Genomic DNA, 27000 nt, shown 5'->3' on the forward strand with positions numbered 1-27000 from the left:
AATACGATGAAGTTAAGAATTGGATGATTCTTTCATCCCTTGTAGCAATTTAGATAACTCAATAAATTTTTCTTTATCATTAGCATCTAAAGCTTCATCAATTTGTCTTAATATATTGTCTTCTCTAAAAGAGTGCATGCTGTTTTTAAGCACTTCTTCAGCTAAGAGTCGATCTTTATCGTTTATATGCAAATATTTAGGCATAAACGGATTTTCTTCTAATACTGCCAAATACTCTGAACTTGGTGGCACTAGCGGAAAATTCAATTGTATATACATATCTTCATTTGGATGTAAACGCAAGTCATGAAATGATTTTTCAGCATCTGCAGTCATTAAGTTTCCTTTGTAGAAACGAAACGGTACTCCAGTTGATTCTGTAACAGACATAACCATCGCACGCGGACAATAGTGTGCTTCTTCTACAAAATGCACTTTTTGAAGCAAGTCATCATGGCTTAATAAATAATTGAGGATCCATACGCATTCACGACGTTTCATTTGATATCTTTTCAAAAACCAGCGGACAAATTCTTTCTTTTCCATCACAGAAACAGATGCGGTCATACTACTCCTCCTTTCACAACAAGGATTCAATCAAGTCTTGCCATCTTTCATCATTTGGTTGCAAACTTACTAATTGCTTACCTATTTCTAGGGCTTCCTCTCGTTTTCCTTCTTGTAACAGAAAATAAAGGTATTTTTCCATGAAAATCGGATCTTCCTTATGGTCAGTATATGCCAAAGAGTAAAATTCGTATGCACGTTCAAAATTTTCTTCTTGCATAAAAGCATCAGCTGCAAATGGGTATAAGGCAGACCAATCATCTTGATTTAATGAAATTAATTCAACTAATTCGATGACTTCTTCGTATCTTTCATGTGCATGTAAAAATGACACTAATGTTAACGTAGCTTCCATGTATTCAGGATCTAAAACAATTGCTTGTCGCAAATGTGCTTCAGCATCATTCGTGTTCCCAACTTTTAAAGCCATTTTTCCAGCAAATAAATATAATTCTTTATCGTACTCGTCACGACTTAATCCTTCTACTATCGCTGAGTATGCTTGCTCATGGTCATCAAGCATGCTGTAAGCCTGTGATAGTAATAAGTGTGCAGAGAAATAATCGGGGTCCAGTGTTTTTACTTCATTCAATTTACGAACGGCTAGGTCATACTCACCCGCTTGAAAAGCAGCGTAAGCAAGGCCGAAAAGTAAATCCGGCGTCACATGATGTGATAAAGATTCATCATAATAAGGAATTGCCTCCTCGTATGCGGCACCTGAGCTATACACTTCAGCTAAACGTTCTGATAAACGGATTCCGGCTATTTCATCCGTTTGCTCTTTTAAGTTTTCATATAAACGAACTGCTTCTAAATATTTTCCTGTTTCAAGCAATAATTCAGCTTTTGCAAAAATCAATACTGGTTCACTTGGCATTAAAGCTAACGCTTGATTAATTTTTTGTTCAGCAGTTTCATAAAAACCTTGCATTTGATAATAATCAGCTAAACTCAAAAGTGCTTGAGGATATTCATCTGCATGTTCTTCAATGCTTGTTAGCAGTAGTAAAGCTTCATCTTCTTCGTCAATATCCATTAACACTTGTGCACGATCAATTTTTAGTTGAGCCTCTTCTGGAAATAAAAACTGGAGGTGTTCGAGGACTTGTTCAGCTTCTTTCAAATACCCTGCCTGAATCAGCATATTTGCGATCTCATATTGAGCATCTGGTTCACTTGAAAGTAGCAGTGTTTCTATTAACGATTGGACAGTATGAATGTCGCCCTTTTCGATAGCTTCAATAAATTCTTGACTAATTCCCATATTTATCACCCGTTCTCTTTCTATTCATACCATATGCTACATCACGGCTTTGCCATTAACAAGAAAAAACTCCCCGTTAGCGGAGAGTTCCAAAAGAAGACACAATTCGTAAATGTTCAAAGAAGTTAGGGTAGGAAACGGAAATACACGAAGCATGTTCGATTTCAATTGAATGTGTCGAAACGACAGAAGCAATCGCCCCCATCATGCCGATGCGGTGATCACCATACGATTGTAATTTTCCCCCTGATAATGTGACTGGACCTTTAATAATCATGCCGTCATCAGTCGCTTCAATATCAGCGCCTAGTTTCTTCAATTCATTTACGACAGCTATGATTCGATCTGTTTCTTTTACTTTTAATTCTTCTGCATTTTTTATCACTGTTGTCCCATGGGCTTGAGTAGCAAGCAAAGCGATAACCGGGATTTCATCAATTAATCGAGGAATTAAGTCTCCACCAATTTCAATACCCTTTAAATGAGATGAGGAAATTGTCACCGAGCCAATTGGTTCTTCGTCTCCAGTGTTATCTACTTCTATTTCTATTTGCGCACCCATTTGCTTAAGGACATCCAGTATGCCGGTCCGCGTTGGATTTAAGCCAACGTGTTCTAAACGAATCGAACTGTCTTTAGCGATGGCCCCAGCTACTAAAAAGAATGCTGCTGAAGAAATGTCACCTGGTACTTCTACATGAGTTCCTTTTAGCTTTTGTCCACCTTGAACTTGTATTACTCCGTTTTCCGCACTAAGCTCTACACCAAATTGACGCAACATACGCTCGGTATGATCTCGTGACACTTCGGATTCCCGCACAATGGTTATACCCTTAGCTTGCACACCAGCTAGCAATATAGCTGATTTCACTTGTGCACTTGCGACTGGCATCGTATAGTCGATTGCTGTTAATCTCGTTCCTTGGACGGCAAGAGGTGTGAACTGTCCACCACTTCTTCCAGAAATTTGAGCTCCCATTAATCTCAATGGTTCAATTACGCGTTTCATAGGCCTCTTAGCAATCGATTCATCTCCAACTAAAACACTATGCACATGAGAGCCAGCTAAAATCCCAAGCATTAATCGTGTAGTGGTACCAGAGTTACCTGTATCTAATATTTCACTCGGTTCTTTCCAATGTTCAATGCCGTTACTGTCAATGGTGACAGTCGTGCCGTTAACTTGAATTTCGACCCCAAGTTTTTGAAAACATGAAATAGTACTTAAACAATCGTCACCCAGTAAAAAGCCATTCACTGATGTAAGACCTGTTGCCATCGCTCCAAACATAATCGAGCGATGCGAGATTGATTTGTCTCCAGGCACTCGAAGTGACCCGTTGAGTGATGATTGATGAGCTTGTAATGTAATGGAATCGTTCATTTCACTCATCCCCTTCTTTACTTTTCACACTCTTATGAAATATACGTTTCATAGTTGGTTTCTTGTCCGATACTAGTTGCTGCTCGTTGTCGATCATCCAATGATTGAAAACTAATCACCAAAATCCCGAAAACGTCTTCACGTGTTTCAACAATACGTAAATTTGTAATGCTGATTAAATGTTTCGCTAATAACCCTGTGACTTCTGAAATAACACCTGGATAGTCAGGAACATCGACATACAAGTCGTAGACAGAATACATGGCACCTTGAGAAGTTATCGGTAATTCGTCTCTTACGTATTTAGCTCGTGAAAAGTAATGTTCAATATTTGCCGGTTCCGCTTGCATGAGTAAGGTTTTCACGGTATCCATTTCACTTTGCCATTTGTCTAGTTGTTTGACGAGTTCCATGCGATTTTGGACTGTAATATCTCTCCACATCACAGGATTAGACGAAGCAATTCTAGTGGTGTCTCGAAATCCCCCTGCTGCAAGTTGTCTAGTAAACGGATATTCTTCATTTTCACTAGACATTTGATGAACAAGAGAAGCTGCAATTAAGTGTGGAAAATGACTAACGACTGCTGTCATATGATCATGATCATGTGCAAGAACTCTTAATAACTTCCCTTTTGTTGGTTGTAAAATAAGTTCAAGTGAGTGAATATGTTGTTCATCTTCATGTTCTAACGGTGTAATCATGTAGTATGCATTTTCAAACAAATGTGCTTTCGCTGCTTCCACACCACTTTTATGAGAACCCGCCATCGGATGTCCACCAATAAAAGTAATTCCACGAGCTTTTAAGGATTTCGCTTTTTCCATGATGATTTTCTTCGTACTACCTGTATCGCTTAGAATTACATTTTTTTTGAGAAGCCAATTTTGTGCTTCGTTCATTAATTGAACAGTTGCGTTTACTGGCGTAGCAAAAATGATGAAGTCAGCCATTTTAGCCGATTCTTGTAAATTAAATGCCATATCATGTATGACACCTAATTTTTTCGCTTTTCGTACGGTATGTGTGTCCGTGTCAAAACCAATTATTTTTATTTCGGGATTTTTTTGAATGGCTAATGCAAGGGAACCACCAATTAAACCTAAACCGACAATTAAAACATGCGTGGTCATGCAAATACCTCTGCATCTTTTAATACATCTGTTAGCTTCTGTAAGAACTCCTCGTTTTGCTGAGTTGTCCCTATCGTAACTCGAATGTATCCTGGAGTACCTAGGGCATTCCCGCTCCGAATAATAAAGCCTTTTTTCATAAGTCCGTCAAATACTAAATCGGCATCCGCTTTTACTTCTAACAGCACGAAGTTTCCTTGTGTCGGATACATATGCAAATTATGTGTGTTTGCATAGTCTTCAAATTGCTTTTTCCCTGATTCATTTTGAATTCGACAAGCTTCAATAAATGATGAATCATTCAACGCAACGAGAGCTGCTCCTTGACTAGTTACTGTGTTGTTAAAAGGTTCACGAACTGGATCTAATCGAGCAATCAATTCTTTTTGTGCCACTGCATATCCTACGCGGAAACCAGCAAGTCCATATGCTTTTGAGAACGTCCGTAACACAATGACATTGTCATGATCTTTAAGTAACGTAATTGAATTCTTGTAAGAAGGATCCGTTATGTATTCAAAATACGCTTCATCCAACACGACAAGGACTTCTTTAGGTACTTTTTGAATGAATTCTTCTAGTTCGTGTTGATCTATTAACAGCCCTGTCGGATTATTTGGTGAACATAACCAGACGACCGCTGTATTTTCGTCGATTTGTTGAGCCATCTCTTGTAAATCATGTGCCCCATTCTTCAGCTGGACTTCGCGAACTTCCGCACCGTCAATCACTGCGTTATGACGATATTGGGGGAAAGTAGGAGTGGCCATTATGGTATTTACACCAGGTTGAAGCAACGCACGGGAAATCATCATAATGATTTCATCAGAACCATTGCCAAATAGCAATTGATTTTGATCAACTCCTAGTGATTTTGCTAAAGCTTGGCGAAGACCACTTGCATAGCCATCTGGATAAATCGCGTGATTAATCGATTGATTCTCCAAAAACTCACTTACTTTTATTGAAAACCCTAAAGGATTCTCATTGGAAGCTAGTTTAACGATTGTATCTAATCCAAACATCTTTTTCACTTCATCCGTGGAATGTCCCGGTTGATAAGGTTTCATACCTGTTAATTGATTTTTCCACTTCATCGTCATTCGCCTCTACTTTCTTATGTTAGCTAGTAATTAAATCTGGTCGAAGTTTCTTGGCTTCATTCAAATATACATGATGAACATCGCGTTGTGATTTATCTGTGTTGACATGCATTAACACACGAATACACATAGTTATTGCTCCTGGTACATCCATTTCATGCGTACACATAACAGGTACATATGTCCATTCAGGTATACTTCTCACAGCTTTTGCTGGAAATGCACCTGCAATATCAGTTGTCGTAGAAACGATAACTGATGCGACATCTTCAGGTCGAATATCATTCTCTTTAGCCATGGCTAAAACAAGCTTTTCAGTTTCAAGTAATATTTGTGATGCGGAATCTTCTGTAATGGTTGTTGCTCCTCGAATGCCACGTATCATTAGTGCACCTCCTTAATCCATTTTCGTAATTGTTCATGCGCTAAAGTGACATCTTCTACTGACACAATCTTCATACAAGGTTTTCCAATTTGTTCAAGTAAAACAAAATGAAGTTCTCCGAAAGACGCTTTCTTATCTCGTTTCATATAAGAAAGCAGCGTGTCAATATCATGTTCTAAGACGGTCTCGAATGAATAACCAAATTTAATTAATGCTTCAAATAGATTTCTGGCGTTACCTTGTTCAAGGCGCTGTATATTCTCACTTAGTAACAGTGTAATAACTAGTCCAATTGCAACTGATTCTCCGTGCGTTATTTTTCCGTATCCAGTAGAAGCTTCAATCGCATGTCCATAAGTATGTCCAAGGTTAAGGTATTTTCTTACCGATTGCTCATTTTCATCTGCTTCAACGATGGCAGCTTTCACTTGAATTCCTTTTACTAAAAAAGACAAATACTGAGTTGAAGAAATGTCAGCAAATGACGGGAACTCCAAAAGCTCTTGTAGCCATTGTTGATCAGAAATAAGTGCATGCTTAATCACTTCTGCCATACCAGACCGAATTTCTTGAGGAGGAAGTGTACTCAAAGTTGAAACATCGAATAACACCGCTTCAGGCTGATAAAAAGAACCAATCATATTTTTACCTTGTGGATGATTGATTGCTGTTTTTCCACCTACTGCACTATCATGAGCTAAAATGGTTGTTGGACATTGAAAAAATGGAATGCCCCTCATAAATGTCGATGCAACGAATCCCACCACATCACCACAAGCACCTCCACCCAGTGCAAAGACGATTGATTTTCTTGTGCAACCAACTTCAAGTAAAAATGAATGACACGCCATAAATGTTTCAACGGCTTTACTCACTTCACCTGCTGGCAATTCGTATACATGAATGGATTTTCCACTAATAAACTCAAGAGGCTTTAGTAATTTCTCAAGATGCATTTTCGCTACCACTTCGTCGACAAATATAACCACATGGTCTGCTTTTTGAAATTGGTTTTTATATCGAGACAATGCACTCTCGTAAATGTGTGAACCCACATAAACTTCATAATGCTTATGTTTCGTATCGATTGAAATGGTTTGCATATATTAGAACTCCTTTGTGTAAGCTCGGTGCTGATTAATCGAATCCAAAAGTTGAGGCATCTGATCACTATGGAACTTATCTAGAATTGCTTTTGCAACTTCCCATGCTACAACATGCTCAGCAACAACAGAGGCTGCAGGTACTGCACAACTGTCGGAACGTTCAATGCTGGCTTTAAAAGGTTCTTTAGTAGAAATATCTACGCTTTGCAGTGGTTTATATAATGTTGGAATAGGCTTCATTACACCACGAATCACGATTGGCATTCCCGTAGACATACCACCTTCTAACCCACCCAAACGATTCGTTGTTCTTATGTAACCTTGTTCTTGATTCCATTCGATTTCATCGTGAACTTGACTACCTGGTTTACGCGCCATTTCAAACCCCATACCAATTTCAACACCTTTAAAGGCATTAATACTCATTACAGCCATGGCCAATTTAGCATCAAGCTTTCGGTCATAGTGAACATAACTTCCAATTCCCGCTGGCATACCTTCAATGATTACTTCTACGACTCCACCAATAGAATCTCCATTTTCTTTCGCTTCATCAATCGCTTGAACCATTAACTTAGAAGCTTCTTGATCCACACAATATACAGGGTCTTCTTCAATAATTCCACGAATTTGTGCAACAGTTAAATCTGCACTTTTTGAGGTGTCAGCTTTTATGCCACCAATTTCTGTTACATGAGAGACAATACTGATACCCAGTTCAGATAACAATTGTTTCGCTACTGCTCCGACTGCCACACGTACGGTAGTTTCTCGAGCAGACGAGCGTTCTAACACGTTACGTAAATCGGTATGACCATATTTCATGCCACCAACTAAATCGGCATGTCCAGGACGCGGTCGTGTGATTTGTCGTTTAACATCTTCAGGGTTTAATCCTTCTTCTAAAGGTTCAATACCCATGACATGTGTCCAATGCTTCCAGTCGTCGTTTGTCACAACTAAAGCTACTGGGGAACCTAATGTTTTACCATGACGAACACCCGACGTAATATCAACCGTATCAGTCTCTATTTGCATACGGCGTCCTCGACCATGTCCACCTTGTCTTCTTTTCAAATCTTTATTTATCATTTCAGCCGTAATGGTTAATTGTGCGGGTAAACCCTCTATAATGGCGGTCAATTGTGGACCGTGAGATTCTCCTGCTGTTAAATAACGCATAACACTTTCCCCCTTCAACTCGCTAAAGTATTTTAAATAACACTATACCACAAACCTTTTTCATTTTCATCGTTCAATTTATGAATAAAATTATCTAGACCCTTTCCTCTACATATAACAAGTATAGCCTAAAGATAATTTGACGGAAAATAAAAAAACAGTCAAATGAAAAATCATTTGACTGCTTACTTTTTTAGTTAATCCAGTTGTTAGCTTCTTTCGTGTAAGAAACAAGCTCTTCTTCTTTGAAGAATAAACCAATTTCACGAACTGCGCTATCAGAAGAGTCAGAACCGTGAATGATGTTTTTTCCAACTGTAACTGCGAAATCTCCACGAATTGTACCTGGTGCAGATTCTTTAGGGTTTGTAGCTCCAGTCATCAAACGGCCAACTGAAATTACGTTTTCACCTTCCCAAACCATTGCGAACACTGGTCCAGATGTGATGAAGTCTACTAATTCGCCAAAGAATGGACGTTCTTTGTGTTCGCCATAGTGTTCAGCAGCAAGTTCAGGTGTAATTTGCATTAATTTTGATCCAACTAATTGGAAGCCTTTCTTTTCGAAACGACCTACGATTTCACCGATCAAGTTACGTTGTACGCCATCAGGTTTTACCATTAAAAACGTTCTTTCCATAATAAACACTCCTTCAATTAAATCTTAGAGAATGATTCCCTTCTGTTAAGGGTAATTTATCCACCGTAAAAAATACTACCATTGTATCATCGTTTGTTCAACCCATTAAAATTTGCGTTTCCCCATATAAAGCGCAATTTCGCGGAGAGATTTTTTTGCAGGTGAAGCTGGTAATGAATCTATTTCTTTAAGGGCTTTTTGTAAATAGCGGTTACTAATGGCTTTCGCTTTAGGAATCGCGTCTGATTCTCGAATTCTTTTCACCAGTGCAAGTCGCTCAATTTCTGTCATGTTTCCAGAAATAGCATGTTCAAGCGCTGGTCTAAATTCGGGCGAATCTTTTAAAAATAGAATCGGCAATGTTATATTACCTTGAATTAAGTCTGATCCTGCTGGTTTACCTAATTCTTTATCTGTCGATGTAATGTCTAAGATATCGTCTATTATCTGGAACGACATTCCAACATAATAGCCGAACCGTTTTAAATGAGTGGCTGTTTTCTCATCCGCTCCCGAGACCACTGCACCAAGTTGACAGCTAGAGGAAATTAATAAAGCTGTTTTTCTTTTTATACGTCTAAAATAATCTTGTAGGCGTTGATCTAACCTAAATTTATCTTCAATTTGAATGATTTCCCCAACACAAATTTCTACCATTGCGTATGAAAGAATCCGATGAGCTTGTGGATTATTAATGTTGGTAATATATTCAAGCGCTCGGGCAAAAATAAAATCGCCGGTATACATGGCGACTCGATTATTCCACTGTGCTTTAACGGTTAACTGACCACGTCTCATTTCAGAATCATCAATTACATCATCGTGTACTAGTGATGCCATATGTATAAGCTCTAAAGGGACTGCAACATTCATCATTTGGTCAATTTGATAATTCCCAAACTTAGCTGCTAACAAAACAAAAACGGGCCGAATTCGCTTTCCGCCCGCTAATAGTAAATGAAGAGATGCTTCATTGAGTAAGTCTGAAGACGAATTCACCGCTATTTCTAATTCTTTTTCGATGAGATCTAAATCTGAACGCATATCAGAATAGAGCATCTTCAACTTCATCTTTTCCACAACCAGTAACCTTCTCCCAGTAATTAAACTTTTTTCATGCCAATATGTCTTGCAGCTGCTCCGCCGCTATATGGCTTGTATTCTACTTCCACAAATCCAGCTTGTTCTATCATTTTTGCAAGTTCCTTCATCCCTGGAAAATCCTTCGCAGATTCCTGTAACCAAGAATATTCTTTATAACTTTTCGCGAAAAACTTACCAAACACAGGCATTACATATTTAAAATAGAATCGAAATAATTGTTTGTACCCCGGTAATTCCGATTGTGATGTTTCTAAACACACAAACATCCCACCTGGTTTTAGAACACGGTTGATTTCTTTTAAAACTTGCATATAATCAGGAACATTTCGCAAGCCAAAACCAATCGTAATATAATCAAACGTAGCATCAGGGAATGGTAATTGCATAGCATTTCCATGAATCAATTCAATTTGAGGATATGCTTTAACTTTCTCATACCCAACATTCAACATATTTTGGCTAAAGTCTAATCCAATCGCTTTTCCATTTGGACCTACCGCATGTCCCATTGAAATCGTCCAGTCAGCAGTTCCACAACAAACATCTAAAGTTGTGCTACCTGCTTGGACGTTCATACGAGACATGGTATCATCACGCCATTTTTTATGTTGTTGAAAGCTAATGACGGAATTCATCTTATCGTAATTCCCAGAAATTTTTTCAAATACTTCATGGACACGTTGTTCTTTTGTTTTGGTCATGCTGATGTCACCTTTCTCTCATGACAGAAACTTGCTCATTCAAGCGTAGTTCAAACATATCAACTAAGTATTGTTGAACAGAATGGCTGAGTAGATGAGATCGTGAAATTTCTTCCATCAATTTATTTTTTTGAATGGCAAGCTCTTTATTCAGTAATACAAGCCAAGTGTGAGAAAAACCTAAATGCTGTTCGCTATCTGATAAGGAGTCTTGGAAACGAGATCCTTTACCTTGTTTTACAAGCTCTAACTCATTTACAATTCGGTGAATTAATAATCCGCGACGTACAAATGGTTTATAGGCAGCAAAATTAAAATGATCGTAAAATTGTTCAATTGATAAACTTTCGATCGTTTGAATGGTCTCCATCCACTGTTCAAAGGATTGCTTTACATCATCATACACCGATGCTTTTTTCTCACTAATATCGATTATTCCATTTGATAGCGAACGGATTAGGTCGATGTTTGAAAGGCTTGCTAATATTTGATAGTAAAGTCCGCTATAGTAATCCCCTGCTAATACCGTTAATTGCTGGCTTTTCGAGGATGCATTTAATTCTTTAATTTGATCATGTGCCGTTAATGCACAATAAATAACTGCAACTGAAATTGCAGACTGTTCGTGTTCATCGTCCCATTGATTCCCGTTTAACAAAGGTAGAAGCAAAAAAAATAAACGGTCTTCTCGAAGATCCGGTTCTCCCGCATGCTTCCGAAGAGTCCGATGACGGACGTAATCTAATATTTTCGAATGAAATTGTTCAATTGTTTTATGAATGAATTTTTCGTTCATCGTACGTGCTCCATTTCGCGATGTTGCCGGTGTCGTATTTTGTAATTATAGCACAGCATGGCTACTCATTCACGTAGACAGATTCTATTTTTTAGTTTCACTAAAAACTTGGCCATGTGTTGTTTGAATTTCTGCTTTACCACGTATTTTAATCGCTGAAGTATGTTCAGTAAATTGGGCAATCATAACTTCTCCACGATCCAACTTTTCGGAGTGATGAAATTTTGTATCAGTGCCTCTTGTAAGACCAATGACATGAACGCCATCTTCTTCTGCTCGAATCACAATGTATTCTGTTTGTGCCATTGTACATTCCTCCTATGTGAAACAAATTCTCTATTAATCATAGCATACCCTATTGTTTTAAGATGATTTGGTTATTTCATTTGTATGAATGATAAAATCTCACTGCGCTTTATATCATCTTGTTCATAAATGCCACGTGCGACGGCTGTAACTGTTTTTGCTCCTGGCTTTTTAATTCCTCGCATGGTCATACACATATGCTCAGCTTCGATAATTACATATACTCCAAAAGGATTTAACATCTCCATAATTGAATCAGCAATAGTCGATGTAATTCTTTCTTGTAGTTGTGGACGTCTAGCCGTTGTTTCAACAGCCCTAGCTAATTTACTTAAACCTGTAACTACTCCGTCTCTCGGAATATAAGCGATATGAGCTTTACCGTAAAAAGGCACTAAATGATGTTCACACATTGAATGAAACGGGATATCTTTTACTAAAACTAATTCTTCATGATCTTCGTGGAAGACGGTTTTAAAATATTCTTTTGGATCTTCATTCAAACCTGAAAACATTTCAGCATACATTTTCGCAACACGTTTTGGTGTTTCAAGTAATCCTTCACGTTCAGGATTTTCTCCAACTGCTTCTAAAATCATTTTTACTGCTTCTTCTATTTTTTGTAAGTCAACCGTTGACATGCTTGACGCCTCCTAATAATAAAACACAACTATCTTTGCCGTGTATTGGCTTTATGTAATTTACCGTGTAGTAATAGTGAACTTGGAAAGGTTTTCATTCTCTACGTTTGGCAATTGAAATTCGGGTAATAAAGACAACTGTTTCGGTATTAAATTCATGTAAATCGTAGCACACCATCAAATGTTACGCAAAAACGCTCAATTAGTCTATTCTTTTCAGAAATTACTTTTTCTATCCTTCTTGATTGTCTAAGATAATGTGTATTTTGTACTACATCTTATCTGCTGCTCCACGAGAGGGATAGTAGAATTAGGAGGAAATTGGATAGTTACGACAATAATTCATGAATATGCGACAAAGCAGCCTCTATCATCATTTTGCATGTCAAGATGATAATTCACTTCACTTAAGAGCATACAAAAAAGAACGACTTTTGTAATTTCTCACAAAAGTCGTTCTTTATGTAATTACACGCGTTTTATTTTACCGCGTCTTTAAGAGCTTTACCTGGTTTGAAAGCAGGTACTTTACTTGCAGCAATGTCGATTTCCATACCTGTTTGTGGGTTACGACCCTTACGAGCAGCACGTTCACGAACCTCAAAGTTACCAAATCCAATAAGTTGGATTTTTTCACCTTTAGCAAGAGCATCTTGAATTGTATCAAATACAGCATCAACTGCTTTAGAAGCATCTTTTTTAGAAAGTTCTGTACCTTCAGCTACTGAGTTTACTAATTCTGTTTTATTCACACCATTCACCTCCTCTCAAAGGGGATGGAATCTCAATCATGTAAAAAGAGTATCATAACCAAAAAGGCTACGCAACAATATTTCCACGAGAATTACCAACTTCATGCAGAAAATCCATCCAGAATAAAAAGAACAGGACTATTCGCATAGGTAAATGCGCAGTCCTGCTCTCTATTATAGGATAAACGTTACCATACCACGATCGCCTTCATTAACCATTCGTTCAATCGTTTCTCTCATACGTTTCTTCGCATGTGTTGGTACAGCATCTGATTTATAGCGCATACTCTCTCTTAACATCTCGTGTAAAGGTGTTCCAAATAACGATGTTGCCCACAGTGCTTCACGATTGTGATAATAGGCTTCTTTTAAATCTTTTAACAGTTGTTGACTGTGGAATTCAGAACCAATTAATGGTGAGAATTCTGCATCCATGTCAATACGAATAATATGAAGTGAAGGAGCTTTGGCTTTCATTCGTACACCAAAGAAATCATTTTGTTTAATTAATTCTGGAGCAGTAGGTTGAAACTCTTGTACCGATGGCATTGATACACCGTACCCAGTCTCTTGTGCCATTTCAATTGCTTCATGGAATCGTAAATACGATTTTTTTGCATATGAAGATTCTTTAACGTATGATAGCCAGTCTTTTTTTGTAACAATTGGCTCATCCAAGAAGTCCGAATAGGCTTGTTGGAACGCCTCATCTGTTATTTCGATTTGAATAGATGCTTTTCCTTTTCCTGCATCTACTTCAATCACTTCAGCATTTTCAACAAAAGGTTCATCACATATAAATGTGGCCAAATCTTTCACATCACGGATTTTTGAAACTTGTGTAGACCAAGAATCAATTGAATTTTGAAGGGACTCTTTTAAAGGATGATCATTTTCCAAAACGTCCATCCAGTCCGGTTTCAGTAACTCAAATGTTGTCACAGGGAATTCATAAAGTGCCTCTTTTAATACAACTTGAATTTCTTGAACTGACATCCGATCAACCGCTGCTGCAATCACGGGTACATTGTACTTTTCGGATAATTCTTTACGCAAATGATCTGTTTGATCAGTACCTGGAAATCTAGTATTAAGCAAAATAACAAATGGTTTCCCAATTTCTTTTAACTGACCAACGATTTCTTCTTCTACTTTTTCAACAGCTGCTCTTGGAATTTCGTTGACCGAGCCATCCGTTGTCATCACGATTCCTATAGTAGAATGATCTCTGATTACCTTATCCGTACCAATTCGTGCGGCTTCTTCAAATGGGATCGGATCATGATGCCAAGGCGTATGAACCAATTTTGGCCCATTCTCGTCTTCATGACCTTTTGCACCCTCTACAATATATCCTACACAGTCCGCTAAGCGAATATTGAAACGGAATGCATCATCGCCTACCTGAATGCTAGTACCATGAGCGGGTACGAATTTTGGTTCGGCTGTCATAATTACTGCTCCAGGAGAGCTTTGAGGTAGTTCATCTTGTGCACGAAGTCTGTCCACTTCATCCGTCATATTAGGTATTACTAAACTCTCCATAACTCGTTTTACAAAAGTAGATTTTCCGATTCGCACCGGTCCAACCACGCCAATATATACATCACCATTTGTCCGTTCGGCTATTTGTTGATAAAGCTCTTCAGCCATATCATGGCCCCCTTTCCTACGCACTTTATTTTATGCACCAAAAAAACGTTTCATGCATATGCATGAAACGTTTGTCTTTATTTCTTTAATAAGAATTCTGGTTCATTATTTTTATTAACAGTATACGGCAGTGAATACGCAGGTAGCACAGGGTATTTATCAACTAAAAGATAACGAATATCTTCACCTGGTTTTACTGTAGGCTTATCTTCTTGAAGAACACGATTCAGTTCGATTGAGTAATCGATATAAATGGTTCCATCTCCAGTAGCCACTAACGGCAGATTAACATCTGAATAAGGACTAGGAACCGTTTGTTCCTCTTTAAAGCCCATAATTTTATAGTCTAATTTATATACATTTTCGGCTATTTCTCCAGCTATCGGACCATAACCATTCACACCAAGTTTAATATTTAAATCTCTAATTTTTTCAGCAGAACGTAAATCAACTAATTTGACAGTCGGATTTTCTTCGACATCAATAATAACATATTGAAAGAGTCCACCGTTTTCGTAAGCGTTTGGTGGAATTTCACTTAAATAGGCAGGGACAATTTTTTGAAACTCAATAGGGTATTTAATGTATTGATCAACACTTTGATCTCTAGTTTTTATTGGAAGTAAACCACCTGAAGCTTCTTGATACTTATCGACAGCCACTTGAACTGAATTTAGTTGATCTTCATATGGTTTTTGATTTTCAGCACGCTCTGACTCTGGATACATACAACCTGATAACAGTATTGATGTAAAGAATAATAGACTAATAAGTGATATTTTTTTCATTTCCTCACCTCACGAGCTTCCAGTTGGACCAGAAAATACAATATAAATCATACTTAAAAATCCACCTATTAAAAGTACATAAGCTACAGTTGCAAAAATAAATTTAATTAAACGATTATTGATTTTGTGTCTACTTATATAAATTAAACCCATAGAAATCATCAAAAAGCCCATGGAAGCAAATGAAACCCACATTTTATCTAGTGATGACATAAATTTAACCACCTTCCACTATCTCTAGCAAATAATTATATCATGAAAAAACAAGAGGCGCAGACTCACTACCTCTTGTTTTGTGACGATTTAAAGATATTCAAATAAGTCTTCCATCTCTTGTTTCTTAACACGATCCATTAATTGATCCACTGCGGTTTTCGGGTTGACTTGTTCAAATAACACAGCATATAATGCGCTTGTTATTGGCATTGGCACATCATGAAATTTAGATAATTGATAAGCGGCTTTTGTCGTTCTCACGCCTTCTACAACCATACCCATTTGATCTAATACTTCATCTAACTTCATGCCTTTACCTAATAGGTTCCCAGCACGCCAATTTCTTGAATGGACGCTAGTACAAGTCACTATTAAATCACCTATTCCAGTTAAACCAGAAAACGTTAAAGGATTAGCACCCATTTTGGTTCCAAGACGGGCAATTTCAGCTAGACCTCTTGTAATTAAAGCAGCCTTTGCATTATCACCGTATCCTAGGCCATCAGAAATGCCTGCACCTAATGCAATAATATTTTTTAATGCCCCACCAATTTCGACGCCAATAACGTCTGAATTAGTATAGACACGGAAATTGCCGTTCATAAATAAGTCTTGTACTTTCTCAGCATAGTGAATCTCTTCGCAAGCAGCCGTTACAGTAGTAGGGTGTTTTAACACTACTTCTTCTGCGTGACTCGGTCCAGAAAGAACCACTATTTCTTCAATTAAATGCGCAGGTATTTCTTCTCGCATAACTTCAGAAATTCGCTTTAAGGAATCGGGTTCAATCCCTTTAGATACATGAACGAAAAGAATGGGTTCCTGAATCCACTCTTTTAAATCACGACAAACTTCTCGAATCCCTTTAGTTGGGACAGCCATCACGATTATTTTTCCGTGGGTGGCTGCATCTTTTAATGATGAAGTGGCTGTTAATGTAGATGGTAGCACTGTTCCAGGAAGATATTTTTCATTGGAATGTTGATTATTAATTTCAGTTGCTTGATCTTCTCGGTGCGACCAAAGCAAACAATTGTGTCCATTTTCTGCAAGGACCATACTGAGAGCTGTCCCCCAACTGCCGGCACCTAAAACGACTGCTTTTTCCATGTTTTAAATCTCCCTTACTGATACAAATTACGTTCTAGCACGTGTAATAAGGCGAATTGGTGTTCCTTCGAAATCGAAGGATTCACGAATTCGATTTTCTAAGAATCGCTCATATGAGAAATGCATAATTTCTGGTTCGTTTACAAACACCACAAATGTTGGTGGCTTGATCGCAACTTGAGTGGCGTAGTAAATGCGCAGACGACGTCCTTTGTCTGTTGGAGCAGGGTTACGAGCAACTGAGTCTTCAATTACTTCGTTTAATACACTAGAAGTAACGCGCATTGCGTGATTTTCACTTACACGATTAATAACTGGTAAAATGGAATGGACGCGTTGTTTCGTTACTGCAGAAACGAATATAATTGGAGCATAATCTAAGAACAAGAAATGAGCACGAATTAATTTAGTAGTTTTATTCATGGTTTTCTCATCTTTCTCTACTGCATCCCACTTATTAACTACGATAATAATTGCTTTACCCGCTTCATGCGCGTACCCAGCAATTTTTTTATCTTGCTCTTGAATACCTTCTTCTGCGTTTATAACAACTAAAACAACATCCGAGCGTTCGATTGCTTTTAATGCACGAAGCACACTATATTTTTCAGTGGTTTCGTAGACTTTTCCTTTTTTACGCATCCCAGCTGTATCGATAATGACATATGGTTGGTCTTCGTATTCATATTGCGTATCAATTGCATCACGAGTCGTTCCTGCAATTTCACTTACAATAACACGCTCATCACCTAAGAAAGAGTTCACTAAAGAAGACTTTCCAACATTAGGTCGACCAATTAATGAAAATTTAATAACATTTTCAGGATAAATTTCTTCATCTTCGTCTGGGAAATTCTTCGCTACTTCATCTAATAAATCTCCAATACCAAGTCCATGAGAACCCGAAATCGGGAATGGTTCGCCGAATCCTAATGAATAAAAGTCATAAATCATAGGACGCATATCAGGATTATCAATTTTATTAATTGCCAACACGACAGGTTTTTTTGTTTTGTATAATATTTTCGCTACTTGCTCATCTGCTGCTGTGACACCTTCTCGACCATTCGTCAAGAAAATAATAACGTCTGATTCTTGGATGGCAATTTCAGCTTGAGCACGAATTTGTTCTAAGAAAGGCTCGTCCCCAATGTCAATTCCACCTGTATCAATTATATTAAATTCATGAGTTAACCAATCAGCAGAACTATATATACGATCACGTGTTATTCCTGGAATATCTTCCACGATGGAAACGCGTTCTCCAACTATTCGATTAAAGATTGTTGATTTCCCTACATTTGGGCGACCAACTATTGCTACTACCGGTTTAGGCATATTTATTTCATCCTTCCAAATTCTTCTCTAAAGTATTATACATAAGAAACGCATAAAACGCCATGTTCGCTCGACATCGCAAAGCGGATATATGAAGCGAAAACCCTGTCAGACATTATTCCCTGGCCAAAATAAAGAGATGCAGACTTTGTATATGTCTACATCTCTTTATTATTTACGATTTGCGTATGTATATGTATCGATACCGCGGTAAGTTAAATAATGATGTAATTCACCTGAAATAATTAATGGAACTTTTTGCAATTCTTCAATGGTATTCGCGCCAAGTGATACCATTAACATAGTCAAATCTTCAATTATTTCTTTAATTTCTTCAATCGTAGCTTGTTCCCCTTCTTCAACTAAGGTTTTTAATACTTTGCCAGCCAAACCGACAGCAGATGCACCGAGTGATAAACATTTCACCATATCCAGTGCATGTTGAATGCCTCCAGAAGCTAATACAGGAACTTTAGAATTCAAACTAGTAGTTTCTATTAACGCTGCAGCTGTAGGAATTCCCCAATCATTAAAAAAGCTAAGTTTGCGATGTCGACGTTCATTTTCAATCGCCGCAAAATTGGTTCCACCAAAGCCTCCAATATCGATAGCCGCTACGTTTATTGATTGAAGTTTCATTGCCGCTTCGCGTGAAATTCCAAAACCTGTTTCTTTAACGATAACTGGTATATCCAGGTCGTTTACAAGCTGTTCTATTCTACTTAGTGCTCCACTGAAATCACGATCTCCTTCAGGCATCGTCAACTCTTGGATGACATTAAGATGGATTTGTAGAGCGTTAGCTTCAAGCATATCGACAGCTCTTTTAGCTTGATCCACCGATGCTTCACTACCTAGGTTAGCAAAAATCAGGCCGTCTGGATTTTCTTTTCGAACGGTGGCAAATGTGGCAATTTCTTCTGGGTTCTTAATGGCGGCCATTTGAGAACCCACCGCCATTGGAATATTCATTTCACGAGAAATACGAGCTAATTGACTGTTCAACTCAGTCGTTCTAGCCCCTCCTCCACCTGTCATTGCATTAATATAAAAAGGCGAACCAAAAACGAGTTCGCCAAGTTGAGTTTGCAATGACACTTTATCCCAACTACTGTCAGGAAGAGCCTGATGTACAAAACGAATATCATCTAACCATGTTGCTCTAGATTGTCCTGTCGACAACGCGTGTTTTATGTGGTCCAATTTTCGTTCAGCTCTAGTCATTATTATGCTCCATTATTTAAAGTGTTTTAATTTATCCCCAATAACATCACTAATTGAAAAACCTTTTGATTCTTCAGGCATTTCATAATCATTACCTGAATATCCATCTTCTTTTTCAACTAAATCTTTAATGCTCAGTGATAATCGTTTATCTTTTTTGTTAACGTCTAATACTTTTACTTGTACTTCTTGCCCTTCTTTTAACACTTCATGCGGTGTGCCAATATGAGAATGGGCAATTTGCGAGATATGAACAAGGCCTTCAATGCCTGGGAATACTTCTATAAATGCTCCGTATGAAACAAGGCGTTTAATTGTACCTGTTTGGACTGATCCTCGAGGCGCTTTATCTTCAATACCTTCCCACGGTCCTGGGAGAGTGTCTTTAATTGATAAAGAAATACGTTCGCTATCACGGTCAACGGACAAAACTTTCACTTTAACTTCTTGTCCTTCATGAATAACGTCTGAAACCTGCTCAACATGCTCATGAGATAGTTGAGAAATATGAACAAGTCCATCTACCCCACCTAAATCTACAAAAGCACCGAAAGCAGCAATACGTTGCACCGTTCCCGTTAATTCATCTCCAGCGTGAATGTGGTCAATAACGTCTTTCTTGTTTGACTCTTTTTGAGCTTCAACTACTGCGCGATGAGATAAGATTAATCGATTTTTATCTTTTTCCATTTCAACAATGATAAATGTTAGTAGTTTTCCTTTGTAATCATCGAACGATTCCACAAAGTGATCTTCAACTAACGAAGCTGGAACAAATCCACGTAACCCGAGGTCAACTACAAGTCCACCTTTCACTACATCCTTCACTTCTGCTTCGATAATTTCGCCACTATGAAACTTTTGTTCTAGCGAATCCCAAGCTTCAGCAGCATCAACTCTACGTTTAGATAACACAAAATTGTCGTCTTCTACTTTTGTAATAATTAAATTTAATTCGTCACCGATGGAAACGACGTCAGAAGCTTTTTCAATGTGCAAGCTTGACAGTTCACTAATCGGGATTATTCCATCAAACGGTGCACCTTCAATTGTGACAGTTACTGCCTTATCCTCAACTTGGGCAACCGTTCCTTTTACAAGATTCCCTTCACGGAAGTCCTGGTTTTCCTGCAAGTTCATTTCCTCAGACATATAGAATCCTCCTTCACAACGTTCCACTCTTTATTTTATGCGAATTCTCTAATAAAAACAAAAATTTACCCTTTAATTTGAAAAAAACTAAATATTACGATTTATTTTGGTCTAATAACTTTTGAATTTCATTCATAATTACTGTAGTGACTTCTTCAGCAGTCGCTTTTCGATCGCGGTAAGGTTGCATGTCAATCGGCTTACCATAAACCACTTTTAATCGTTTAAGAGGCTTATATGGACCAATAATGGCACAAGGAACAACATTCGCATCCCCTTTTAAAGCAAAAAAGCCAGCTCCTGAGAAGCCTTTCCCGAGCTTACCATCCGTATTTCGAGTTCCTTCTGGAAAAAGACCCATTACATCTCCGTTTTTCAATAAGGCTAATGCTTTTCTTAATGCTTCACGGTCACTCAATCCTCTTTTAACAGGAAATGCATTTATTTTCGGCAATAGAGGTTTTAATATTGGCATATGAAAAAGCTCTTCCTTAGCCATAAAATGAACCGGGCGTGGAGCAGTAATTCCCACTACTGGAGGATCAAGAGCATCGATATGGTTTGAGCAAATTAAAACTCCGCCGGTTTTCGGAAAATGTTCTAACCCTTTTACATCAAAACGATATATCGGCTTTAATGTGATCCAAACGAAATTTTTAGCAAATTGGTACATGTTCATTTAGCTCATCCTTTCTTTCGCTAATTGAATAATGTGATTAGCTGCTTCATTAATTGTTAAATTTGTGGTATCCAAGTAAATTGCATCTTTTGCCTGAATAAGGGGTGAAGCTTGTCGTTCGCTATCCATTTTATCTCGTTCTGCAATTTCTTTTTTCAGTTGATCTACATGTGAAACAATGCCACGTCGCTCATTATCTAACTGGCGTCGTTTCGCTCGTTCATCAACAGTTGCAGACATAAAGACTTTTAATTCAGCATCAACTAACACATGTGTCCCGATGTCGCGGCCATCCATCACCACACCACCACTTTCAGCCATTTTCAATTGCCGACTAACCATTTCTTCTCGTAAACTTGCATGTACAGCTACGGCAGAAACAGAAGATGTCACAAGGGTGGAACGAATCGCTTCTGAAACATTCTCACCATCTAAATAAACAAGTTGTCCATCATGAGATGGGATTAATTCAATTTTGGTTTCTAGAAGCAAGTTTGTTAAGGCCTCTTCATTTTCTAAATCTATGTGACGTTCAAGTGCTTTATACGTAATTGCTCGATACATAGCTCCTGTATCAATATATGTAAAACCAAGTTCTTCAGCAGCGAGTTTTGCTATTGTGCTTTTTCCTGCAGCTGCAGGCCCATCAATCGCTATTTGTATACTGTTTTTCACATCATCCACTCCTATACGTTCTCACACATAATTGTAACACAGGAGGCAAAAAAAAAGCCCACTAGTGTGAGCTTCCGTAGGGGTGAATTTAATACTAATCAACAGTTTTATGTTTTGGTTTCGTTTTAAATCTAAAATTTCCTAGTTCATCATTTCAGATTTTATTACTTCATGCGTTTCTGTATCAATTAAAATTCTGAACGTGTGACTTTCTTCTTTCGTTTCTTTTAACACCATTAGTTCATAACATAGACGCTGTTGTAATTCCTCATTTTCGGTATACGCTAGTACTTCACTTTGAATGGCAACTTGATCTGTAAAATATTCGTTCCAACTTACAGGAACTATTTTTTGATCTGGTAACGTTTCTTTTTGGATATATTCCATCGTGTTTACACCTAGAACTTCTCCATCATCTTTTGCAAGTTTTAATTGAATTGCATCAGCATAAATTCGAGCTTTATTCACTGGATCTAAACGCACAAACACGACATGCCATACTAAATGGTTTTCACGTGATTCCACGAGTTCAACATCTTCAAATCCATATTTCTTAACTGCTTTTGTCGCCTTTTCTTTCATCTCCTCCTGAGGAATACGATCTTTTCCAATCGGACGTTCAATTAACATGGATAAAAGTTGGCCACCTTTTTTGGTGTAATCCGTGTAACCAGTTCTAATGCCTTCGTTGAATGAAATGTGGTAAAACGGATATGCTGCTCCTGATTTACTAGATGAAACGACAACTTTTGCATTTTTTAATGTTGGAAACATTTCTTTCATTTGTTTTACAACTCGTTTTTCTGTAACGGGTTTATCTTTAATCGCTTTTAAATCCTTTTTCTTTTGATCATCCGATTCACTCGCAGTGAGTGGGAAATCGCTTTCTGAATAGCCTTTAACAGTAGTAGACATTTTAGTCCATTTTTCAGAAGGTTGAGCTGATTTGACTTCTTTTTGCCATTTTGAGAAAGATTGTTGTTTTGCTAATAGTTCGGTTGAAGCGTTTTGCCATTCAACTGAAAATTCATCTAAGTTTTTAGATACATTATTGGTTACTGTTAACCATTTCTCTTCAGGTACTTTGCCTTGACTCTTTAATTTTGCATAATCTCCAAGCCGTCCTAAGTAATTCAACCATTCACTTGAAAAATCTTGTTGGAGTGGTAGTGAGGATATATCACTTTTTATTTCTGATGAAAGTCTCCAAATATCTTCAAGTGGTTCTGCTTGAGCTTTTGGATCATTAAAAACTGTGGCACTTTGAACGGATTTTTGTAGTTCAGTTAGTTTTTCTGAAGCTTCCGTCATCCGATTGGTGTATTGGGCTCTCAAATCATTTTCCAAAGCTACTTCATTTTGTTTAGATGTATATAAAAATACGCCCATAATGATCAAGGCAACCGCTAACAAGCTTGTAATAATCTTCATGTTATTCCTCCTCATTCGCAGAATATATGTTTCCCAATTGTTTTAATTTGTGGTCGAGTCCATATCCAGGCGCTGGTAGCTGTGTCTGGATTAAAGTAATAAAGGGCATTTTCCGTAGGATCCCAACCATTTATCGCGTCTAAAACAGCCTCTTTAGCGCGAGCATTTGGTGTAAGCCAAATTTGTCCGTCAGCAACTGCTGTAAAAGCTCGTGGTTGAAAGACAACTCCACTTACTGTATTTGGGAATTTCGAGTCTTCAACACGATTTAATATGACTGATGCTACTGCAACTTGTCCCTCATATGGTTCACCGCGCGCTTCTCCATACACTGCATTGGCCATAAGTTGTAAATCCTGTTGTGAGTATTTTGCAGGAAGTTGGACTTGTTCATTTTTTTTGGGTGCTGGACTTGTTCCTTTTTTCACTTGTTGTTCTAAAGGTTTGCCCCCGTAGTGTGTAAAGCGATTACCTTTATTCAATTGGTTTCGCACAAACTCTTTATTATAATTTGATTGGTTGACAAGTTTCGCTTTTGTTTTCTGGCCAGCTATTCCATCGACTGGTAAACCGAATTTTTCTTGGAAATTACGCAATGCCCAGTAAGTACCGTAACCAAATTTACCGTCTATCTGATTTTTGTAGAATCCCATATATTGCAATCGTGCTTGTAGCTCAATAACATCCTCTCCATTGGCTCCAAGCTCAATAACTTGACCTGAAAATGCTTCAGAATGTTTTGGAGTACTTAAAGTCATTGTCAACAAACATAAAGTGATAAACCAAACTAACCATTTATTTTTTCGCATAAACATTTCTCCTTTTTTTTAGAATGAGGATTTATACGAATTTTATACAAAAAAAAAATAAAACCAATTAATAAAATTGGTTTTATTACATATCACGTAGCTCTTCACGTGTTTGAAAGTGTTGTATTGTCAATAAATGGGCTTGCTTTACTTTTGTTAAACATAGCCACCATAAGAAAAGCATAAAAGGAATCATAAAATACAACCATATTCCTTCAATGGCTAGTATTCCGTTGTAAATCATGTGTAAACTTAATGGAGCTAGCAATGCAATAAATAGTAAAGGTTTCGAAGATTGTCTGACTGCAAACTTTGCACGTCCAAGATAATAGCCCATAACAACGCCAAAGATTGCATGGCTTGATACTGGTAACAAAGCTCGTAAGAATGCCGTATCTAGCCCATATGTCAACAAGTATAAAATGTTTTCTACTGTTGCAAATCCTAAGGAAACACTAGCTCCATAAAGAATTCCATCATATGGATCTTCAAAATCGACATGTTGATAGATAACCATTACTAAAATGAGCCATTTAAAAAACTCTTCAAGTGTACTTGTGAATAAAACATTTGTAATAAATGCTGATTGAAATATGTGTTCGAATTTAAATACATGTTGAATGAAGAGAATAGGAAAGGTTAACATAGCACCATATATAAATGTATGAAACAATGATCTTGAAGGCTCTGATGATATTTGATTTCGTAAATAAAAATAACTGAATAAAGCAAGTCCTGGAGCGATTGCGACAGATAGTAAAATTATCAAGTTGCGCTCGCCTCCTTTTAGTAGATTAATTATATCATTTTATAACGATTTGATGAATGAATGGATGGAGGAAATTTCAAGTGAAAAAAATAGTTGTTATCCATACAGGTGGAACAATTTCAATGCATGTACATAGTGAATCAGGTGCAGTCGTAACAGGAGATTCAAACCCAATAACTGCAGAAATTGATAAATTAAAGGAATATGCGGATATCCATGAAATTGAAGCATTCAATTTCCCTTCTCCACACATAACCCCAAAAGAAATGTTTGCGATAAAAGAGATTATTGATCAGCAAATAGCAGCGGGACAAGTGGAAGGGTTTGTCATCACACATGGAACAGACACATTAGAGGAAACTGCATACTTCCTAGATTTAACTGTTAACAGCGATATCCCTATTATATTAACGGGTGCCATGCGCTCGTCAAATGAGATTGGGGCTGATGGTGTCTATAACTTATTATCAGCTGTTCGAGTGGCTAGTGCTCAAGATGCGTTTGGTAAAGGTGTGCTCGTTGTTATGAATGATGAAATACACACCGCACAAAGTGTCACGAAAACTTCAACCAGTAATGTCTCAACGTTCCAAAGTCCTCAATATGGACCTATTGGATTAATAACAAAAACAGGCGTTCATTTCCACCTTACGCCGATTAGAAGTGATACGTTTGAGTTACATGAAATCAATAAAAGAGTTGCGCTGTTAAAAGTCTATGCGGGAATGGATGCAGACTTGCTTTTGCACATTGCGAATGTCGGCTATAATGGCATTGTCTTGGAAGGACTAGGACAAGGAAATGTACCACCTGCAATCGTGCAAGGAATTCAACAATTAATTAACAAACATATTCCTGTTGTTTTAGTATCTAGATGTTACAACGGTATTGCGCAGCCCGTTTATGGTTACGAAGGCGGAGGGAAGATGTTAGAAGACATGGGAGTATTATTTGCTCACGGACTAAGCGGTCAAAAAGCGAGAATTAAGTTGTTAATTGGACTTTCAGATTCGCATCTTATCGAACCTCTTTCAACTTGGTTTAAATATTAAAAGCTTTTTCATTCTGCATAAGCCTATAAAAACAAAAAGCTGCTTATTTCAGCAGCTTTTCTTTTTGTACAATTGCATCTGCAATTAACTCGCCATGGAAACGGCCATTTTCAATAAAAATTTCATTGGCATTATTACCAGCAGCTAAAACACCTGCAATATAAAGGTTTTCAATATTCGACTCCATTGTTAATTCATTTAAAAGCGGTCTCCCCGATTCTTCATCGATTCGAACACCCATTTCCCGTAAAAACTCATGATCAGGATGATAACCAATCATCGCAAAAACAAAATCATTTTTTAAAGAAATCACTTGATTTTGCTGACGAATTATTACTTCTTCTTGTTTTATTTCTTCTACATGTGATTCAAACAGCATGGTGATTTCACCATTTTTAACTACACCTTCAAACTCGGGTAAAATCCATGGTTTTATACTACTGGAATAGGTGCTGCCACGATAAACCACCGTTACTCTTGCACCTGCTTTATGCAATTCAAGCGCAGCATCAATACTAGAATTTTTCCCTCCAATCACCACTACATCCGTATCGAAGTAAGTGTGACCTTCTTTGAAATAATGGCTGACTTTTGGTAATTCTTCCCCTGGAATACCTAAAAGATTTGGGTGATCATAATATCCAGTTGCGATAACCACAACCTTTGCATGATAAACACCTTTTGAAGTATTCACTACGAAGAAATCCTGTTTTTTCTCAACTCGTTCTACCGTTTCAAATCTGTTAACTTGTAATTTTTTCAACTTCACTACTTCTCGGTAATAAACCAATGCTTGATTACGTTTTGGCTTGCGACCTTCAATAATAAAAGGGACATCTCCGATCGCTAGTTTTTCACTCGTACTGAAAAAAGTTTGATGTGTTGGGTAATTATAAATAGCTTCTACTACGTTTCCTTTTTCTATAATAACGGGTGAAAGACCAATATTCTGTAAAGAAATGGCTGCAGCTAGCCCACAAGGACCTCCACCGACAATAATTGCATCTGCTTTTTTCAATTTTCTACACATCCTCTAT

The 27000-nt window shown here is 37.6% G+C and carries 29 protein-coding genes; 1 reads left to right on the plus strand and 28 read right to left on the minus strand.

Going from position 1 to position 27000, the window contains the following annotated elements; all coding sequences use genetic code 11:
• Positions 1-12 precede the first annotated feature (12 nt).
• The 27 genes from C8K15_RS14835 to prsW form a co-directional block, all read right to left on the minus strand.
• Positions 13-567, minus strand: a complete 555-nt coding sequence (locus C8K15_RS14835; protein ID WP_108587164.1) for a ReoY family proteolytic degradation factor — start codon at positions 565-567, stop codon at positions 13-15.
• Positions 568-580: 13 nt separating this feature from the next.
• The gene (locus C8K15_RS14840; RefSeq protein WP_108587165.1) at positions 581-1834 is read right to left on the minus strand and encodes a tetratricopeptide repeat protein; all 1254 of its coding nucleotides are present in this window, start codon (positions 1832-1834) and stop codon (positions 581-583) included.
• A gap of 76 nt (positions 1835-1910) precedes the next feature.
• Positions 1911-3218 carry a 3-phosphoshikimate 1-carboxyvinyltransferase gene (gene aroA / locus C8K15_RS14845; RefSeq protein WP_108587166.1) on the minus strand — a complete coding sequence of 436 codons (1308 nt, stop codon included), beginning with the start codon at positions 3216-3218 and terminating at the stop codon, positions 1911-1913.
• A gap of 32 nt (positions 3219-3250) precedes the next feature.
• Positions 3251-4351: a prephenate dehydrogenase gene (locus C8K15_RS14850; protein WP_108587167.1), complete on the minus strand. Its 1101-nt coding sequence runs from the start codon at positions 4349-4351 to the stop codon at positions 3251-3253.
• The gene (gene hisC, locus C8K15_RS14855; RefSeq protein WP_108587168.1) at positions 4348-5448 is read right to left on the minus strand and encodes a histidinol-phosphate transaminase; all 1101 of its coding nucleotides are present in this window, start codon (positions 5446-5448) and stop codon (positions 4348-4350) included. Before hisC ends, C8K15_RS14850 begins: the two co-directional genes overlap by 4 nt.
• 25 nt (positions 5449-5473) lie before the next feature.
• Positions 5474-5839 carry a chorismate mutase gene (gene aroH / locus C8K15_RS14860; RefSeq protein ID WP_108587169.1) on the minus strand — a complete coding sequence of 122 codons (366 nt, stop codon included), beginning with the start codon at positions 5837-5839 and terminating at the stop codon, positions 5474-5476.
• Positions 5839-6942: a 3-dehydroquinate synthase gene (gene aroB, locus C8K15_RS14865; protein WP_108587170.1), complete on the minus strand. Its 1104-nt coding sequence runs from the start codon at positions 6940-6942 to the stop codon at positions 5839-5841. Before aroB ends, aroH begins: the two co-directional genes overlap by 1 nt.
• Positions 6943-6945: 3 nt before the next feature.
• Positions 6946-8127 carry a chorismate synthase gene (aroC, locus tag C8K15_RS14870; protein ID WP_108587171.1) on the minus strand — a complete coding sequence of 394 codons (1182 nt, stop codon included), beginning with the start codon at positions 8125-8127 and terminating at the stop codon, positions 6946-6948.
• A 193-nt stretch (positions 8128-8320) separates the two neighbouring features.
• Positions 8321-8767, minus strand: a complete 447-nt coding sequence (gene ndk / locus C8K15_RS14875) for a nucleoside-diphosphate kinase (RefSeq protein ID WP_108587172.1) — start codon at positions 8765-8767, stop codon at positions 8321-8323.
• A 105-nt stretch (positions 8768-8872) separates the two neighbouring features.
• On the minus strand, positions 8873-9847 hold the full coding sequence (gene hepT / locus C8K15_RS14880; RefSeq protein WP_108587173.1) for a heptaprenyl diphosphate synthase component II: 975 nt from the start codon (positions 9845-9847) through the stop codon (positions 8873-8875).
• A 23-nt stretch (positions 9848-9870) separates the two neighbouring features.
• The gene (locus C8K15_RS14885) at positions 9871-10572 is read right to left on the minus strand and encodes a demethylmenaquinone methyltransferase (protein ID WP_108587174.1); all 702 of its coding nucleotides are present in this window, start codon (positions 10570-10572) and stop codon (positions 9871-9873) included.
• Positions 10573-10579: 7 nt separating this feature from the next.
• Complete coding sequence (locus C8K15_RS14890) at positions 10580-11368, minus strand: heptaprenyl diphosphate synthase component 1 (RefSeq protein ID WP_108587175.1); 789 nt, start codon at positions 11366-11368, stop codon at positions 10580-10582.
• 84 nt (positions 11369-11452) lie between these two features.
• Positions 11453-11674: a trp RNA-binding attenuation protein MtrB gene (gene mtrB, locus C8K15_RS14895; RefSeq protein ID WP_024534862.1), complete on the minus strand. Its 222-nt coding sequence runs from the start codon at positions 11672-11674 to the stop codon at positions 11453-11455.
• A 71-nt stretch (positions 11675-11745) separates the two neighbouring features.
• A complete protein-coding gene (gene folE / locus C8K15_RS14900; RefSeq protein WP_108587176.1) occupies positions 11746-12315 on the minus strand; it encodes a GTP cyclohydrolase I FolE in 570 nt (189 codons plus the stop codon).
• A 479-nt stretch (positions 12316-12794) separates the two neighbouring features.
• Positions 12795-13067 carry an HU family DNA-binding protein gene (locus tag C8K15_RS14905; RefSeq protein ID WP_108587177.1) on the minus strand — a complete coding sequence of 91 codons (273 nt, stop codon included), beginning with the start codon at positions 13065-13067 and terminating at the stop codon, positions 12795-12797.
• Positions 13068-13241: 174 nt separating this feature from the next.
• On the minus strand, positions 13242-14720 hold the full coding sequence (spoIVA, locus tag C8K15_RS14910; protein WP_108587178.1) for a stage IV sporulation protein A: 1479 nt from the start codon (positions 14718-14720) through the stop codon (positions 13242-13244).
• 77 nt (positions 14721-14797) lie between these two features.
• Positions 14798-15508 (minus strand): hypothetical protein, encoded by a 711-nt coding sequence (locus C8K15_RS14915; protein ID WP_108587179.1) that lies wholly within the window; start codon positions 15506-15508, stop codon positions 14798-14800.
• Between the two features lie 9 nt (positions 15509-15517).
• On the minus strand, positions 15518-15721 hold the full coding sequence (locus C8K15_RS14920; RefSeq protein WP_108587180.1) for a DUF2768 domain-containing protein: 204 nt from the start codon (positions 15719-15721) through the stop codon (positions 15518-15520).
• Between the two features lie 90 nt (positions 15722-15811).
• A complete protein-coding gene (locus tag C8K15_RS14925) occupies positions 15812-16834 on the minus strand; it encodes an NAD(P)H-dependent glycerol-3-phosphate dehydrogenase (RefSeq protein WP_108587181.1) in 1023 nt (340 codons plus the stop codon).
• A gap of 27 nt (positions 16835-16861) precedes the next feature.
• Complete coding sequence (der, locus tag C8K15_RS14930; RefSeq protein ID WP_108587182.1) at positions 16862-18172, minus strand: ribosome biogenesis GTPase Der; 1311 nt, start codon at positions 18170-18172, stop codon at positions 16862-16864.
• A 171-nt stretch (positions 18173-18343) separates the two neighbouring features.
• Positions 18344-19396, minus strand: a complete 1053-nt coding sequence (gene fni, locus C8K15_RS14935; RefSeq protein ID WP_108587183.1) for a type 2 isopentenyl-diphosphate Delta-isomerase — start codon at positions 19394-19396, stop codon at positions 18344-18346.
• Positions 19397-19408: 12 nt separating this feature from the next.
• The gene (rpsA, locus tag C8K15_RS14940) at positions 19409-20548 is read right to left on the minus strand and encodes a 30S ribosomal protein S1 (RefSeq protein ID WP_108587184.1); all 1140 of its coding nucleotides are present in this window, start codon (positions 20546-20548) and stop codon (positions 19409-19411) included.
• A gap of 94 nt (positions 20549-20642) precedes the next feature.
• Positions 20643-21227: a lysophospholipid acyltransferase family protein gene (locus tag C8K15_RS14945; RefSeq protein ID WP_108587185.1), complete on the minus strand. Its 585-nt coding sequence runs from the start codon at positions 21225-21227 to the stop codon at positions 20643-20645.
• Positions 21228-21902, minus strand: coding sequence for a (d)CMP kinase (cmk, locus tag C8K15_RS14950; protein ID WP_108587186.1), 675 nt, complete (start codon positions 21900-21902; stop codon positions 21228-21230).
• A gap of 141 nt (positions 21903-22043) precedes the next feature.
• Entirely contained in the window at positions 22044-23333 is a 1290-nt protein-coding gene (locus C8K15_RS14955) for a PepSY1/2 domain-containing protein (RefSeq protein ID WP_108587187.1), read from the minus strand.
• A gap of 11 nt (positions 23334-23344) precedes the next feature.
• Positions 23345-24142 (minus strand): spore cortex-lytic enzyme, encoded by a 798-nt coding sequence (sleB, locus tag C8K15_RS14960; RefSeq protein WP_108587188.1) that lies wholly within the window; start codon positions 24140-24142, stop codon positions 23345-23347.
• A gap of 85 nt (positions 24143-24227) precedes the next feature.
• Positions 24228-24911, minus strand: a complete 684-nt coding sequence (gene prsW, locus C8K15_RS14965; protein WP_108587189.1) for a glutamic-type intramembrane protease PrsW — start codon at positions 24909-24911, stop codon at positions 24228-24230.
• Positions 24912-24967: 56 nt separating this feature from the next.
• Between prsW and C8K15_RS14970 the strand changes: the two genes are divergently transcribed.
• Positions 24968-25963 carry an asparaginase gene (locus C8K15_RS14970; protein WP_108587190.1) on the plus strand — a complete coding sequence of 332 codons (996 nt, stop codon included), beginning with the start codon at positions 24968-24970 and terminating at the stop codon, positions 25961-25963.
• 43 nt (positions 25964-26006) lie between these two features.
• Here the strand turns inward: C8K15_RS14970 and C8K15_RS14975 are convergent, their stop codons facing one another.
• Entirely contained in the window at positions 26007-26981 is a 975-nt protein-coding gene (locus C8K15_RS14975) for a YpdA family putative bacillithiol disulfide reductase (protein WP_108587191.1), read from the minus strand.
• Positions 26982-27000 lie beyond the last annotated feature (19 nt).

Origin of the sequence: Paenisporosarcina sp. OV554 (assembly GCF_003058165.1) — a bacterium.
Taxonomy (GTDB): domain Bacteria; phylum Bacillota; class Bacilli; order Bacillales_A; family Planococcaceae; genus Paenisporosarcina.

What these genes read in the sequence shown, in the direction of transcription:
- hisC (WP_108587168.1), bottom strand. Translation starts at nt 5,448, where the DNA reads ATGAAGTGGAAAAATCAATTAACAGGTATGAAACCTTATCAACCGGGA.
- C8K15_RS14945 (WP_108587185.1), bottom strand. Translation starts at nt 21,227, where the DNA reads ATGAACATGTACCAATTTGCTAAAAATTTCGTTTGGATCACATTAAAG.
- C8K15_RS14970 (WP_108587190.1), top strand. Translation starts at nt 24,968, where the DNA reads ATGAATGGATGGAGGAAATTTCAAGTGAAAAAAATAGTTGTTATCCAT.
- aroC (WP_108587171.1), bottom strand. Translation starts at nt 8,127, where the DNA reads ATGCGTTATTTAACAGCAGGAGAATCTCACGGTCCACAATTGACCGCC.
- folE (WP_108587176.1), bottom strand. Translation starts at nt 12,315, where the DNA reads ATGTCAACGGTTGACTTACAAAAAATAGAAGAAGCAGTAAAAATGATT.
- C8K15_RS14840 (WP_108587165.1), bottom strand. Translation starts at nt 1,834, where the DNA reads ATGGGAATTAGTCAAGAATTTATTGAAGCTATCGAAAAGGGCGACATT.
- fni (WP_108587183.1), bottom strand. Translation starts at nt 19,396, where the DNA reads ATGACTAGAGCTGAACGAAAATTGGACCACATAAAACACGCGTTGTCG.
- mtrB (WP_024534862.1), bottom strand. Translation starts at nt 11,674, where the DNA reads ATGGCACAAACAGAATACATTGTGATTCGAGCAGAAGAAGATGGCGTT.
- C8K15_RS14835 (WP_108587164.1), bottom strand. Translation starts at nt 567, where the DNA reads ATGACCGCATCTGTTTCTGTGATGGAAAAGAAAGAATTTGTCCGCTGG.
- aroB (WP_108587170.1), bottom strand. Translation starts at nt 6,942, where the DNA reads ATGCAAACCATTTCAATCGATACGAAACATAAGCATTATGAAGTTTAT.
- C8K15_RS14915 (WP_108587179.1), bottom strand. Translation starts at nt 15,508, where the DNA reads ATGAAAAAAATATCACTTATTAGTCTATTATTCTTTACATCAATACTG.
- aroA (WP_108587166.1), bottom strand. Translation starts at nt 3,218, where the DNA reads ATGAACGATTCCATTACATTACAAGCTCATCAATCATCACTCAACGGG.
- rpsA (WP_108587184.1), bottom strand. Translation starts at nt 20,548, where the DNA reads ATGTCTGAGGAAATGAACTTGCAGGAAAACCAGGACTTCCGTGAAGGG.
- spoIVA (WP_108587178.1), bottom strand. Translation starts at nt 14,720, where the DNA reads ATGGCTGAAGAGCTTTATCAACAAATAGCCGAACGGACAAATGGTGAT.
- C8K15_RS14850 (WP_108587167.1), bottom strand. Translation starts at nt 4,351, where the DNA reads ATGACCACGCATGTTTTAATTGTCGGTTTAGGTTTAATTGGTGGTTCC.
- C8K15_RS14890 (WP_108587175.1), bottom strand. Translation starts at nt 11,368, where the DNA reads ATGAACGAAAAATTCATTCATAAAACAATTGAACAATTTCATTCGAAA.
- C8K15_RS14920 (WP_108587180.1), bottom strand. Translation starts at nt 15,721, where the DNA reads ATGTCATCACTAGATAAAATGTGGGTTTCATTTGCTTCCATGGGCTTT.
- sleB (WP_108587188.1), bottom strand. Translation starts at nt 24,142, where the DNA reads ATGCGAAAAAATAAATGGTTAGTTTGGTTTATCACTTTATGTTTGTTG.
- C8K15_RS14955 (WP_108587187.1), bottom strand. Translation starts at nt 23,333, where the DNA reads ATGAAGATTATTACAAGCTTGTTAGCGGTTGCCTTGATCATTATGGGC.
- aroH (WP_108587169.1), bottom strand. Translation starts at nt 5,839, where the DNA reads ATGATACGTGGCATTCGAGGAGCAACAACCATTACAGAAGATTCCGCA.
- C8K15_RS14925 (WP_108587181.1), bottom strand. Translation starts at nt 16,834, where the DNA reads ATGGAAAAAGCAGTCGTTTTAGGTGCCGGCAGTTGGGGGACAGCTCTC.
- ndk (WP_108587172.1), bottom strand. Translation starts at nt 8,767, where the DNA reads ATGGAAAGAACGTTTTTAATGGTAAAACCTGATGGCGTACAACGTAAC.
- der (WP_108587182.1), bottom strand. Translation starts at nt 18,172, where the DNA reads ATGCCTAAACCGGTAGTAGCAATAGTTGGTCGCCCAAATGTAGGGAAA.
- C8K15_RS14885 (WP_108587174.1), bottom strand. Translation starts at nt 10,572, where the DNA reads ATGACCAAAACAAAAGAACAACGTGTCCATGAAGTATTTGAAAAAATT.